Below are 12,304 nucleotides of genomic sequence, written 5' to 3'. Positions count from 1 at the left end.
ACCAGTAACAGATTGCAACCACCTACGTCAGGCAGTCACCATGCAGGCCTTCGTCCTCGAGAAGTACTCCTCCCCCATGCGGCGCGTCGACATGCCGGTCCCCACGGCCGGCCCCGACGAGGTGCTCGTCCGGGTGGCCGCCGCGGGCGTCAACCACGCCGACGAGCGCGTCCGCTCCGGCGAGTTCAAGCAGATCTTCCCCTTCAGGCTGCCGATGGTCATGGGCAGCGAGTTCGCCGGCGAGGTCATCGCGAAGGGGGCCGAGGTCACCGGCCTCGAGCCCGGCACCCGGGTCTTCGGCTACGCCGACCAGGCCCGGATGGGCGCCTACGCGGAGGTCATCGCGGTGCCCGAGAGCAACCTGACCGAGGCGCCGGCGACCATCACGACGGCCGAGGCCGCCTCCCTTCCCGTCGTGTGGTTGACCGCCTGGCAGGCACTCGTCGAGATGGGTGGCCTGCAGGCCGGCCAGACCGTCCTGATCCACGGCGGCTCCGGCGGCGTCGGCACGGTCGCCGTCCAGCTGGCCAAGCACCTCGGGGCCACGGTCGCGACGACTGCCAGTGCGAAGAACGCGGACCTCGTCCGGGGGCTCGGCGCGGACATCGTCATCGACTACGCCACGGAGGACTTCGCCGAGGTCCTCTCCGACGTCGACCTGGTCCTCGACACGCAGGGTGGCGAGACGCTGGAGACGTCGCTGGGCGTCGTGCGCCGCGGCGGTCTCGTCATCGGGATCACCGGCCCGCCCGACCCGGACTTCGCCGACCAGGCGGGCGTCAACCCGGTCGTCAAGGTCGCGATCCGGGGGCTCAGCGCGAAGGTGCGCCGCCGCGCCGCCGCGCTCGGCGTCAGGTACCGATTCCTCTTCATCCGGCCCGACCGCGAGCACCTGCGCCGTGGCGCGGAGCTCGTCGACGCGGGCATCATCCGCCCGCAGGTCGGGACGACCCTCCCCTTCGCCCAGACCAAGGAGGCCCTCGACGTGGCGCTGTCCGGAAGCAACCGGGGCAAGGTCGTCGTGACCCTCGAGGACGAGACCACGACCACCAGCACGAAGGGGGCGACCCCCCGGGCGATGACGTGGAGCACCGCTGCGACACAGCGGATCTCGGCCGCGGACGAGTCCCTCGTCTACCGAGAGCTCGGCCCTGACCGGGGCACCCCGGTCGTGCTGCTGACCCACCTCGCGGCGACGCTCGACGAGTGGGACCCGGCGGTCGTGGACGCGCTGGCGCAGGAGCACCGCGTCATCGCGGTCGGGCTGCCGGGCACGGGCGGGTCCACCGGCAAGGTGGCTGCGACCGTCCAGGGCATGGCCGATGCGGCGGTCGCCTTCATCGAGGCGATGGGGCTGCGGCAGGTCGATCTCTTCGGCTTCTCCCTCGGCGGTTTCGTCGCGCAGCAGGTGACGCTCGACCACCCAGAGCTCGTGCGTCGGCTGGTGCTCACCGGGACCGGCCCGGCGGGTGGCGAGGGCATCGACCGGCCGACCGGCGGTGCCTACATCTACGCCGACGTGCTGCGTGGGGCCCTCGCGCGGACGGACCCCAAGGAGTTCCTCTTCTTCCACCGCGACGCGACCGGCAAGCAGGCCGCGCGGGAGTACCTCGCGCGCATCGGCGCCCGGGTCATGGACCGGGACGAGCCGATGCCGCTGACGGGCTTCCACACCCAGATCGAGGCCATCAAGAGGTGGGGTCGGGCGCAGCCGCAGGACCTCTCCCGCATCACGGCGCCGACCCTGATCGCCAACGGTGACGCCGACAAGATGGTGCCGTCGGTCCTGTCGCAGGACCTGCACCGCCGCATCCCCGGCAGCACCCTCGAGATCTATCCGAACTCGGGCCACGGTGGCGTCTTCCAGCACGGCGAGGCCTTCACCGCGGCGCTGCTGAAGCACCTGGCGGCGTCATGAGCCGGGAGCGAACCTTCACCTGGCAGGACCCGCAGGTCCTGGCACAGGCCGCGGCGACGACCGATGGCCTCGACTTCCTCAACCGCATGGCGACGGGCGAGCTGCCGCACCCGCCGCTGAGCGCGTCGACCGGGATCGTGCCGGTCGAGTTCGGTGACGGGTGGGCGGTCTTCGAGATGGAGCCCGCCGAGTGGCACTTCAACCCGATCGGGTCGGTGCACGGCGGGATGCTCGCCACGATGGCCGACTCCGCGCTCGGCTGTGCCGTGCAGACCAAGCTGTCCGCCGGCACCGGCTACACATCGCTCGACCTGACCATCAAGTTCACCCGCAAGGCCGACCTCGACAGCGGTCTGCTGCGCTGCCGCGGCGAGGTGACGACGATCGGTCGGCGGACGGCCACCGCGGAGGCGCGCATCACCGACTCCCGGGACCGGGTCATCGCGCATGCGGTGGCGAGCTGCCTGATCTTCCCGATCGCCTGAGGCTCTCGTCTCGAGGGCGGGTCGACTGCCGACGTGAGAGCGTCGGGTGATGAGGATCTACGTGGCGGGCCCGCTCGCCGATGTCGAGGGGGTCCGGCGGGTGCAGGCAGAGGTCGTCGCCGCCGGGCACGAGCTCACACTCGACTGGAGTCGTGGCCCGGACTCGCAGCTGTCGGACTACGACAGCGCGCCGGAGGCGTCGGCCCGGATCGCGCGCGACGACCTCGACGCCGTGCTCACGGCGGACGCGGTGATCGTCGTCGCCTCGGAGCACCCCGGGCGGGGGATGTTCGTCGAGCTGGGTGCTGCCCTCGCCTCGGCCACCGGAGGCGGGCGCGTCCGACACGTCGTCGTCGCGGGCCCGATCCGGCACGAGAGCGTCTTCTACTTCCATCCCGCGGTGACCCGGGTGGCCCACGTCGGCGAGTGGCTGGCGACGGTGGCCTGAGGCCTCCCCCGATGGACGGTGCGCCGAGCCCGTACATTCTCTTGCGCACATATATGTGAGCGCGTATGTTCATCTGGTGACCACAACCGCAGTGATGGACGCCATCGCCGAACCCACCCGCCGGCGCATCCTCGATGCCGTCCGGGGCGGCGAACGCTCGGTGAGCGACCTCGTCGAGATCGTCGGCATGCACCAGCCGGGAGTCTCCCGGCACCTCAAGGTGCTGCGCGAGGCGGGACTCGTCGAGGTCCGTCGCGATGCGCAACGGCGCCTCTACCGTCTGCAGCCCGAGCCACTCAGAGAGCTCGACGAGTGGCTCGGACCGTACCGGGCGATGTGGGCCGACCACCTCGATGCCCTCGAGCAGCATCTCGAACGCACAGCCACGCAGCACGCAACCAAGGAGCCGTCATGACGTCCAGCCCCCATGGCACGATCGAGCGCACCCCCGAGGGGGGCATCGTCCGCTTCGACCGCCACCTCGCCTTCCCCATCGGGGAGGTCTGGGCATCGATCACCGAGCCGACCCGCCTCGCCGACTGGTGGCCCCCCTTCGCTGCCGACATCTCGGTTGACCTCCGCGAAGGGGGCTCACTGGTCTTCGCTTGGCCCGACATGGACTTCCCGACACTGGAGTTCCGGATCGTCAGGCTCGAGGCGCCGACGCTGCTCGAGCACACCCACACCAGTCCGGGATCGTGGATGCGCTGGGAGCTGGAGAGCGTGCCAACCGGCACCCGGCTGCGTGCCACGTACTTCGTCCCTGACGTCGACATGGCCATCGAGCGCGGTGATGTCCTCGGGCTGCACCACTCCCTGGATCGCCTCGAGCCGGCCCTCGACGGACGACCTCAGGCCTGGGACAACGACGCCTTCAACGCCCTGCGTGCCATCTATGCGGGCCTCACCGAGGCTCAACCTCGCGCGTAGCGGCACGCCGTCGGGCACCGCCCTGCGCGCTAGCCTCGGCACGTGGACACTCAGCCATCGCACGCCCGGCACTCCTCGGTGTGGCCAGGGCTGAGGCTGGTGACGGCAGTGCTCATCTCCGCCGCGATCCTCGCCCAGCTGTCCCGCACGATCGAGACCGCGGCCGCCAGCCAGACCCCTCACGGCAGCCACCTGCCCACGGTGGTCGGCAACTTCTTCAGCTATTTCACCATCCAGTCCAATGTCGCCGCTGCCGTGGCACTCGCCGTGGGCTCACTGTGGGCATGGCGTCGCGGCAACACTCCAGAGCCGCGCTGGCTCACCGTGCTGCTCGCGTGCACGTCGACCTACATGATCGTGACCGGCCTCGTCTACAACCTGCTGCTGCGCGGGGTCGTGCTGCCGGACGGCACGACGGTCCCGTGGTCCAACGAGGTGCTGCACGTCGTCGGTCCGCTGGTCATGCTGGCCGACCTCCTGTGGTCCCCCGGTCGCCGGGTGCTGCCCTGGCGGGCGATCGGGGTCGTGCTCGTCTTCCCGATCCTGTGGGTCCTCTACACGCTGGCGCGCGCCAACCTGGTGACCTCGCCCATGTCCAGCGCCCCGTGGTGGTACCCCTATCCCTTCCTCGACCCGCACGTCGTGCCCAGCGGATACACGGGTGTCGCCGGCTACATCACCGGGATCGCCGTCGTGATCTGCGCCGTCGCAGCCTTCGTCGTCTGGGTTGGGCGAAGGGAGAGCCCCCGGGTGGACCGGGTGCGGCACCGCTGAGGCCACGAAGAAGCCACGCTCCCGTCACCTTGGTGGCCAACGCTCGGCGCCATGACCTCCAGAAGAAGAGTCTCAGCGATCTCCGCCGGCGCGGTCGGCATCCTCATGGCCGGTTCGACGGCGATCCCGACGCTGAGCGCGTCGGCCAGCACCCAGGGCCCGGCAGACACCAGCGTGACGAGGGGCAGCGAGCCGTTGCCCCTCGGCCCGTCCGATCTGCCCGAGGAACGCACCAGCCGCACACTCCAACCAGGGGTCACATTCACCCACATCGATCGTGGAGCGCCCAGCCCTGACGTGCCGTGGGTGGTCGAGCTCAACATCCCGCCGACCTCCTCGAGCAAGGACCCCGACGGCCCGGCACGCTCGGTGCAGGACAAGGCGAGCGCCGACGCGTTGGTCTCCCACCTGCGCGCCGCTGGCTTCAGCAGCCGGGCAGAGCCCGTGCGTCAACCGGCCGTCGCGGACGTCGACGCGGGAGTGATCGGCCATCGCGTCAGGCTGTCCACGACCCACCAGAGTCGGACCGAGGCCGACGCCACGGCCGCGAAGCTCAAGGCCCACGGCTTCAGCGGGCGCACCTGGTACGCGGGGTGGGACGGCGGGAGCCGAGCCAGCGGGCACTGGAGCGTCAACGTCGTCACGATCGACCCGAATTCGTTCGAGGGCCGCCTCACCGGCACCTACGGGCCGGACCTGGAGCAGCGTGAGAAGACCACGGAACTGGCGCGATCCACCGGCGCGTCCGCTGCCGTCAACGGAGGCTTCTTCACCATGAGTCCCAAGGCTGGCGCCGAGGGCGACCCCTCGGGGGTCGGCGTCTACGACGGCGTCTTCGCGTCCGAGCCGGTCGGCGACCGCCCGGCCCTGGTGCTGCAGCAGGACGCGCGACGTACCGCCGTCACCCGTCCCACGTGGGAGGGCACGATCCGGCTCGGCTCGCGCACCGTGGACCTCGACGGCAAGAACCGCGTCCCGGGTCTCATCCGCAACTGCGGCGGTGACGCCAGTGACTCCCCGACATTCCTGCCGATGCACGACACCACGTGCACCGACTCCTCCGAGCTGGTCGCCTTCGACTCGTCCTTCGGTGCCCGGACACCCTCCGGGCCCGGGACCGAGGCGGTGCTCGACCGGTCCGGCCGCGTCACGCGAGTCCTGCACAGCAGGGGGGCCCAGCTGAGGGACGGTGAGACCTCCGTGCAGGGGATCGGCAGCAAGACAACGGTGCTCGAGACCCTCGAGGTGGGCGATCGGGTGGGCGTCAAGGAGAGGGTCGACATCGGGGCGCCCCTGACCCCACGCACGACCGTCGTGAACGGCGGCCCGGAGCTGGTCCGCTCGGGGTCGGAGCACATCACGCAGAAGCGCGACGGGATGAATCAGGTGGACAACCCCAGCTTCGACTACGGCTGGGTCCTGCAGCGCAATCCGCGCACCTTCGCCGGGACCGATGCGAAGGGGAGGACGGTCCTGGTCACTGTGGACGGCCGGCAGCCCGATCAGCTGGGGGTGTCGATACCGGAGGCAGCAGCGGTCGCCAAGTCCCTGGGCATGCGGGAGGCGATCAACCTCGACGGAGGCGGGTCGACGGCGATGTCCGTCAAGGACCAGCTCGTCTCGAGCCCGTCCGATGCCGGCGGCGAGCGCCCGGTCGGGGATGCCATCGTCGTACGCTGACGGACAACCGCGTCTACCCCCCTCGGCTCCCGACGCGGGCGCCAGGGGGGCCGCCCTCGCGCGCAGCCCGCGCGGAGGCGACGTCGTCCGCTATGGCGGCGATGTGGCTCATGCTGGCGATGAGCGATCCGTAAAGTGGCCACGAGTGCGGTGGGAGCTGACCCTCGACCTGCAGATCAACGCCGAGCTGGATGAGGCGCCCCTGGATCGGCTCCGCCTCGGCCTCGGCGTCGTTGTCAGCGAAGGCGTGACCGACCTGCTCGACGATCTCCACCCACCGCTCGCGAAAGCGCGCATCCCACTCACCCTCGATCTGAGCGCCCTCGCGCAGGGTGCGGGCCAGATGACGAAGGTGGACGACCCCCTCGTCGGCGCGCTCCAGAGTGTTTTCGTAGTTCGCCACCTCTATACCGGGGCCTTGGGGCTTGCCGGCACGGGCCCGTCGCCTACGCAGCCCGGTCCGCGGGTTGACCCGCTCGCTCTCTCTGGCAAATCGCACCGTCTGCCACGCCGACTCCAGCTCTGCACTCATCGACTCCGCCTCTCGGAGCCAGGCGTCCGCTTGATCGGTGTCCCACGAGGTCGAGAACTCACTCGCCATGTTGCTGAGGACAGCACCCATCTGCCGGTTGATGCTGTCCACGTACTGGGTGGCCTGGAGGTCTCGCATCGGCGGGATGAGCACGAAGTTGACGGCAACGCCGACACCGACTCCCACACAGATCTCGAGCATCCGGTCCAAGAGGAGAGGGGCCTGGCTGTTGAAGCCGCTGCCGAGCACGAAGACAGCAGTGGTCGCGATGGCCACACCCTCGTCGCGGATCCACGACATCCGTGCCCCGATCATCCCCACGAGGAGGGCGAGCGCAAAGGTCCAGAGGCTGACGCCCAGATACGCACCGATGGCGAAGGAGAGGACGATGCCGATCGCCGAGGCGATGGTGGTCTGCAGCCCCCGAGACAGAGAGCGATACACCGTGGCATGGACGGTGAGCAACGCCGTCCACGGGGCGAGGAAGGGGAGTTGGGACTGCAGGACATTGACCGAGAGCCACCACGCGGCCGTGCCCGCCAGCACGCCCTTGACGAGCTGCAGGAGCTCCGTGGCCGCTTCAGGCTCAGTCAGTCGGCCCGGAAGTTCACGCCAGGGAGGTTGCATGACAGTCCTTGGTTGGGTGGGGGGATGCCCACGTCAGGCCGGGCGCTGGCACAGTCAGAGGCACATCCGGTGAGGTTCTCCGGCCTAGATCGCACAGAACGACCTTGTCGCCGGCTGCCTGCAAAGTACCCGTGGGGACCACACGGTGACGAGTCAGTACAGATCAGCCTGTGTCGAGACGCGACGAAGGTTGCTGCCGCTACGTGGGGCACCTTGCACGATCGAGGCCTTGACCACACGTGCAACCCGTCGATCGCAGCTACAGCGGGTGGTTACCCGCCTTGGCTGGGAGAGACGCCAAGTCCAGCCAGTTGAAGAAGCGTGGCGAGCAGATGAGCGGTCCACATCAGTGACGCATCGAGACCCTTTCCGCGACGGGCGGGAGCTCGGGCGTCCTCGACTCCGTCACCGGCCGCGTCCTTACCTTCCTGCCTGCGGGCCGTTGATCCCGAACAGGATCAGGTCGACCCAACGCGCCATGGCGGTCGGAGTCTGATCGGCTGGAGCGTTGCTCAGCAGCAAGTAGAAGTCGTCGATCGTGAGATCGGTCCTGACCGTGCCATCGGCTTGGGCCGCGGCAACCAGCGTCTGCAACGCGGACTGTGCCCGCTGAACGTCGTGCGAGTCGTGGACATCGGCATCGAGTGCGGCCGCCGCTGCCTTGACTGCGTGATTGGTCGCTGTCGCGAGGACGATGTCATCGAGCAGCCCCGCGAGTTCATCAAACGCTGCACCACCAGCTTGTATGCGCTCAACTGCAGCTTCGGACTGGTCAGCAACTGTCGCCACGAACTCGCCAACAACCGCGGCGACCAGGTCGACCTTGGTCGGGAAGTGTCGGTACAGAGTGCCGACAGCGACTCCGGCAGCTTTGGCGATCTGCTCCATGCCGACGTCTGGGCCCACCGCGGTGATCTGTTCGCGCGCCGCGTTCATGATGTTGGTCCTGTTACGAACTGCGTCGGCCCGGGCCTGCCGCATCGGAGATCGAGTCACGCCGAACCCCCCACTTGCCAAAAGGTGAACCGTCGTTCATGATAAAAAGTGAACATTAATTCATCTTAGCCCGAGGAGTTCACCGTGACCACAGCAACATCCCAGAAGGTCGCCCTCGTCACCGGGGCATCATCAGGAATCGGGCAGGCAACCGTGCTGCGTCTCCATGCCGCCGGCTTCATCGTCTACGGGGTCGCCCGTCGCATCGAGCGGATGGCGCACCTGGAGAAGCAGGGCATCAAGACGCTCGCCATGGACGTCACCGACGAAGAGTCCACGACGCTCGGGATCAAGCAGATTCTCGCTCAGACCGGTCGCATCGACGTGTTGGTCAACAACGCAGGCTACGGCTCCTACGGCGCCGTCGAGGACGTCCCGCTGGAGGAGGCCCGTCGTCAGTTCGAGGTCAACCTGTTCGGTGCCGCCCGGCTCATCCAGCTCGTCCTGCCGGGGATGCGTGAGCGCCGCAGCGGCACGATCGTCAACGTCACCTCCATGGGCGGCAAGATCTACACCCCCTTCGGCGCCTGGTACCACGCCACCAAGTTCGCATTCGAGGCATTCAGCGACTGCCTCCGACTGGAGACCAAGGAGTTCGGGATCGACGTAGTGATCATCGAGCCCGGAGCGATCGCCACAGAGTTCAACTCGATCGTCGCCGACCACCTGGACGAGGCATCCGGCGCCGGGGCGTACGCCAAGCAGACGAAGTCCGTCGCCGAGGTCACCAGGTCAGAGTCGACGGCCAAGCGCGCCTCATCCCCCGAGGTCATTGCCAACACCATCGTCAAGGCTGCCGCCGCTGGCCGGCCCAAGACCCGCTACGCCGTCGGCTCCGGCGCCAGGCCGCTCCTATTCATCCACCGCTGCCTGCCGACCCGTGCCTACGACGCACTCATGCGCCGTATGACCGGTATGCGCTGAGTCGCTGGGCGGGCGGGTCTGCTGCTGCGCCGCGCCCCCAGATGCGATCGAGGCACGAACCTAGGAGACGGCCTCGAGGGCGAAGAAGATGAATCCGATGAAACGGGTGGGGTCGACGTCGCTCGTCGGTAACAGCTCGGACGGCGTATCGGGCGACACCGCCGGTTCGTCGATCGCCGAGATCCTGAAGCCCGCGGCGGTGAACGACTTCGACATCGCGCTAAGCGATCGGTACCAGATCGTCAGCGTCGCGGAGAAGCCGTCGAAGTCATACTTTTCCTCGTTCGGCACGGTCTCGAAGTAGTTCACCTCGGGGTACATCACCGGCGGGATGGCGGGGTGATTGACCACCACGATCAGCCGACCGCCGGAAACCAGCACCCGGCGCAGCTCGGCCAACGGCCGCGACCAGTCCTCGAGGTAGTGCAGCACGAGCACCGCCAACGCGTCGTCGAACGCCTCGTCGTCGTACGGGAGTGGCTGGGTCAGATCGGCCACCTTCAAGTCGGCTGCGTCTCCGAGCCGCTCCCGGGCGAGGCGGATCATCGCGGGGCTGGCGTCAAACCCTGCCACGCTTGCGCCCCGCCGTTTCAGGTCGGAAAGTAACGGCCCGGAACCGCAACCAGCGTCCAAGATGCGCCGCCCGGCGACGTCACCGAGCAGGTCCAAGACCGCTGGCCGCGCGTACCACCGGTTGAACAGGCCGTTTTCGTTCTCCCGCGTGTACGCATCAGCGAAGGTGTCGTAGTAATCGGGTTGCTGCTCGGCAATCTGGGATTCGGACGGCATGCACGCCAGTGTGCCAAAACAGGATGGCGCCGCTACGCCGAGACGACTGCACTCACACAGCTTCAAACGGCCGACCTGGCGCGTTGAGGGCAGGACTGCCGTCGGTGCGGTGCAGACTTCCGTGCTTCTCGAAACTAGAACCCGCCAGAGTCCTTCGCCAGGTTCGAGAACCGCGCGTAGTGCCCCTGGAAGCCGAGCACGATGTCAGCGGTGGGGCCGTTTCGGTGCTTGGCGACGATGACGTCGGCCTCCCCTTCGCGCTCCGAGCCTGGGTCGCGGTCGCGGTGGAGCAGGATCACGATGTCCGCATCTTGCTCGATCGATCCACTTTCTCTCAGGTCGCTCATCGCCGGACGCTTGTCGGTGCGCTGCTCGGGACCACGGTTCAGCTGGCTGATCGCGATGACCGGGACCTGCAGCTCCTTGGCCAGGAGCTTCAGCGCACGGGAGAACTCCGAGACCTCCTGCTGACGGGACTCGACCTTCTTGCCCGAGCTCATCAGCTGCAGGTAGTCGATGACGATGAGCTTGAGGTTGTGCTGCTGCTTCAGCCGCCGCGCCTTGGCCCGGATCTCCATGAGCGACAGGTTGGGCGAGTCGTCGATGTAGAGCGGGCTGTCGCTGATCCGTCCGACGACCCGGGAGAGCTTGCGCCAGTCCGGGTCGCTCATCTTGCCGCGACGCAGGTGCTGCAGCTGGATGCTCGCCTCCGCCGCGAGGACACGCATGGTGATCTCGCTGCGGCTCATCTCGAGGGAGAAGATCGCGCTCGGCATCTGGTGGTGGATCGCCGCCGCACGGGCGATGTCCACTCCCAGCGTAGATTTTCCGACGGCCGGCCTCGCCGCGATGACGACCATCTGCCCCGGGTGCAGACCGTGCGTCAGCTCGTCGAGATCGGTGAATCCCGTGGGCACACCCGTCATCTCGTCGGTGCGCCCGGCCGCGACCTCGATCTCGGTCATCGTCTCGTTGAGCGTGTCCCACAGAGGGGCGTAGTCCTCGCCGCCGCGCTTCTCCGCGACCCCGTAGACCTCGGCCTGCGCGGAGTTGACGATCTCCTCGACGTCACCGCCGCCCTGGGCGTAGCCCATCTGGACGATCTTGGTCCCGGCCTCGACGAGTCGGCGCAGAACGGCCCGCTCGGCGACGATCTGCGCGTAGTACCCCGCGTTGGCCGCGGTCGGCACCGACTGGATGAGGTCGTGCAGGTAGGCCTGCCCACCGGCACGCTGCAGGTTGCCGCGCTTGCTCAGCTCGTCCGCGATCGTGATCGCGTCGGCAGGCTCGCCCCGGCTGTAGAGGTCGATGATCGCGTCGAAGATGACCTCGTGCGACGGCCGGTAGAAGTCGTGCCCCCGGACGGTCTCGCCGACATCGGCGATCGCGTCCTTGCTCAGCAGCATGCCGCCGAGGACCGACTGCTCGGCATTGAGGTCCTGGGGCGGCAGGCGATCGGACGGCGGCCCGGACGAGTACGAGCCCGAGTCCCCGTAGCCCGTGTCCATCTCGGTCGTCGTCACCGCGTGTGCCCTCCATGAGTCCTCTACGACCCCGGCGAAGGGGGATCCGCACGCCCCCCGAAGGAGACGTCAGAGCAGAGTCGCACTCCGCACCGACAACGACAAACGGGCCTGTGGACAAAGATGTGGACAGACTGTGGACGACGCGCCATAGCACTGTGCACAGCCAGTGGACAACCCTGTGGATCTCGACGTCACACAGGTCACAGCACCCCTTCTGACCTGCACAAACGCGATCGCACAGATGTGGACCCGAAAAAACTTATCCGCAGATCATCCACAGGGGCGACACGCCGTAAATCCTCCGGTGACACGCCCGGAGGACATATTCGGCCCCGTCGCGCAAGTCCAGTCAGCCCGTTTTTCCGTAACGAATCCGGGCACGCTCCTTGGCCTTCTCCGCCTCGACCTCACGGTCCTTCGGCGGCGCGTTGGTGGTCAGGTGCGAGAGGAGGTGCTGGGTCACCTGGGCGATCTCCTCGACCGCCTCGTCGAAGGCCGCCTGGTTGGCCTGGCTCGGCTTGGTCGACCCGCTCACCTTGCGCACGTACTGCAGCGCGGCGGCGCGCACCTCGTCACTCGTGGCCGGGGGCTCGAAGTTGTGCAGCTGTCGGATGTTTCGGCACATGCCACCAGTCTCCTCCCGTTTGGTCGATGTCGGCGCTCTGACCGACCATG

Annotated in this window: 13 protein-coding genes; 8 read left to right on the top strand and 5 right to left on the bottom strand. The window is 68.2% G+C overall.

The annotated features are described in order from the left end of the window. Positions 1 to 40: 40 nt before the first annotated feature. From ASG73_RS18515 to ASG73_RS02095, 7 genes are all read left to right on the top strand, one after another. A complete protein-coding gene (locus ASG73_RS18515) occupies positions 41 to 1,918 on the top strand; it encodes an alpha/beta fold hydrolase (protein ID WP_327077472.1) in 1,878 nt (625 codons plus the stop codon). Continuing rightward, entirely contained in the window at positions 1,915 to 2,403 is a 489-nt protein-coding gene (locus ASG73_RS02120; RefSeq protein ID WP_055990068.1) for a PaaI family thioesterase, read from the top strand. The genes ASG73_RS18515 and ASG73_RS02120 overlap by 4 nt, the downstream gene beginning before the upstream one ends. Before the next feature lie 49 nt (positions 2,404 to 2,452). Beyond that, entirely contained in the window at positions 2,453 to 2,851 is a 399-nt protein-coding gene (locus ASG73_RS02115) for a nucleoside 2-deoxyribosyltransferase (protein WP_156466102.1), read from the top strand. Positions 2,852 to 2,927: 76 nt separating this feature from the next. Continuing rightward, positions 2,928 to 3,266, top strand: coding sequence for an ArsR/SmtB family transcription factor (locus tag ASG73_RS02110; protein ID WP_235499333.1), 339 nt, complete (start codon positions 2,928 to 2,930; stop codon positions 3,264 to 3,266). Then, positions 3,263 to 3,781 carry an SRPBCC family protein gene (locus ASG73_RS02105; protein ID WP_055990059.1) on the top strand — a complete coding sequence of 173 codons (519 nt, stop codon included), beginning with the start codon at positions 3,263 to 3,265 and terminating at the stop codon, positions 3,779 to 3,781. Before ASG73_RS02110 ends, ASG73_RS02105 begins: the two co-directional genes overlap by 4 nt. A gap of 42 nt (positions 3,782 to 3,823) precedes the next feature. Beyond that, a complete protein-coding gene (locus tag ASG73_RS02100) occupies positions 3,824 to 4,555 on the top strand; it encodes a Pr6Pr family membrane protein (RefSeq protein ID WP_200946646.1) in 732 nt (243 codons plus the stop codon). Positions 4,556 to 4,606: 51 nt separating this feature from the next. Beyond that, the gene (locus tag ASG73_RS02095) at positions 4,607 to 6,235 is read left to right on the top strand and encodes a phosphodiester glycosidase family protein (protein WP_055990053.1); all 1,629 of its coding nucleotides are present in this window, start codon (positions 4,607 to 4,609) and stop codon (positions 6,233 to 6,235) included. Positions 6,236 to 6,248: 13 nt separating this feature from the next. Here the strand turns inward: ASG73_RS02095 and ASG73_RS02090 are convergent, their stop codons facing one another. Then, positions 6,249 to 7,394 carry an FUSC family protein gene (locus ASG73_RS02090; protein ID WP_055990050.1) on the bottom strand — a complete coding sequence of 382 codons (1,146 nt, stop codon included), beginning with the start codon at positions 7,392 to 7,394 and terminating at the stop codon, positions 6,249 to 6,251. Between the two features lie 420 nt (positions 7,395 to 7,814). Further along, positions 7,815 to 8,330, bottom strand: coding sequence for a TetR/AcrR family transcriptional regulator (locus ASG73_RS02085; protein WP_200946645.1), 516 nt, complete (start codon positions 8,328 to 8,330; stop codon positions 7,815 to 7,817). 144 nt (positions 8,331 to 8,474) lie between these two features. Between ASG73_RS02085 and ASG73_RS02080 the strand changes: the two genes are divergently transcribed. Then, positions 8,475 to 9,314 (top strand): oxidoreductase, encoded by an 840-nt coding sequence (locus ASG73_RS02080; protein ID WP_055990046.1) that lies wholly within the window; start codon positions 8,475 to 8,477, stop codon positions 9,312 to 9,314. Between the two features lie 60 nt (positions 9,315 to 9,374). On the opposite strand, the gene ASG73_RS02075 is transcribed toward ASG73_RS02080, so the two are convergent. The 3 genes from ASG73_RS02075 to ASG73_RS02065 all read right to left on the bottom strand — a co-directional run bounded on the left by ASG73_RS02075 (position 9,375) and on the right by ASG73_RS02065 (position 12,254). Beyond that, a complete protein-coding gene (locus ASG73_RS02075) occupies positions 9,375 to 10,103 on the bottom strand; it encodes a class I SAM-dependent methyltransferase (protein ID WP_055990043.1) in 729 nt (242 codons plus the stop codon). Positions 10,104 to 10,237: 134 nt separating this feature from the next. Continuing rightward, a complete protein-coding gene (gene dnaB, locus ASG73_RS02070; RefSeq protein WP_055991333.1) occupies positions 10,238 to 11,611 on the bottom strand; it encodes a replicative DNA helicase in 1,374 nt (457 codons plus the stop codon). Positions 11,612 to 11,978: 367 nt separating this feature from the next. Then, a complete protein-coding gene (locus tag ASG73_RS02065) occupies positions 11,979 to 12,254 on the bottom strand; it encodes a DUF2277 domain-containing protein (protein ID WP_055990040.1) in 276 nt (91 codons plus the stop codon). Positions 12,255 to 12,304: the final 50 nt, after the last annotated feature.

This window comes from Janibacter sp. Soil728 (genome assembly GCF_001428305.1).
Classification (GTDB): Bacteria; Actinomycetota; Actinomycetes; order Actinomycetales; family Dermatophilaceae; genus Janibacter.
The sequence above is the reverse complement of the archived record's forward strand: the minus strand, read 5'-3'. Positions and strand labels throughout refer to the sequence as shown.

Bases quoted from the DNA above. Each gene is read 5' to 3' on its own strand.
- ASG73_RS18515 (WP_327077472.1), top strand. From the start codon at position 41: ATGCAGGCCTTCGTCCTCGAGAAGTACTCCTCCCCCATGCGGCGCGTC.
- ASG73_RS02120 (WP_055990068.1), top strand. From the start codon at position 1,915: ATGAGCCGGGAGCGAACCTTCACCTGGCAGGACCCGCAGGTCCTGGCA.
- ASG73_RS02115 (WP_156466102.1), top strand. From the start codon at position 2,453: ATGAGGATCTACGTGGCGGGCCCGCTCGCCGATGTCGAGGGGGTCCGG.
- ASG73_RS02105 (WP_055990059.1), top strand. From the start codon at position 3,263: ATGACGTCCAGCCCCCATGGCACGATCGAGCGCACCCCCGAGGGGGGC.
- ASG73_RS02095 (WP_055990053.1), top strand. From the start codon at position 4,607: ATGACCTCCAGAAGAAGAGTCTCAGCGATCTCCGCCGGCGCGGTCGGC.
- ASG73_RS02090 (WP_055990050.1), bottom strand. From the start codon at position 7,394: ATGCAACCTCCCTGGCGTGAACTTCCGGGCCGACTGACTGAGCCTGAA.
- ASG73_RS02085 (WP_200946645.1), bottom strand. From the start codon at position 8,330: ATGAACGCGGCGCGCGAACAGATCACCGCGGTGGGCCCAGACGTCGGC.
- ASG73_RS02075 (WP_055990043.1), bottom strand. From the start codon at position 10,103: ATGCCGTCCGAATCCCAGATTGCCGAGCAGCAACCCGATTACTACGAC.
- dnaB (WP_055991333.1), bottom strand. From the start codon at position 11,611: ATGGACACGGGCTACGGGGACTCGGGCTCGTACTCGTCCGGGCCGCCG.
- ASG73_RS02065 (WP_055990040.1), bottom strand. From the start codon at position 12,254: ATGTGCCGAAACATCCGACAGCTGCACAACTTCGAGCCCCCGGCCACG.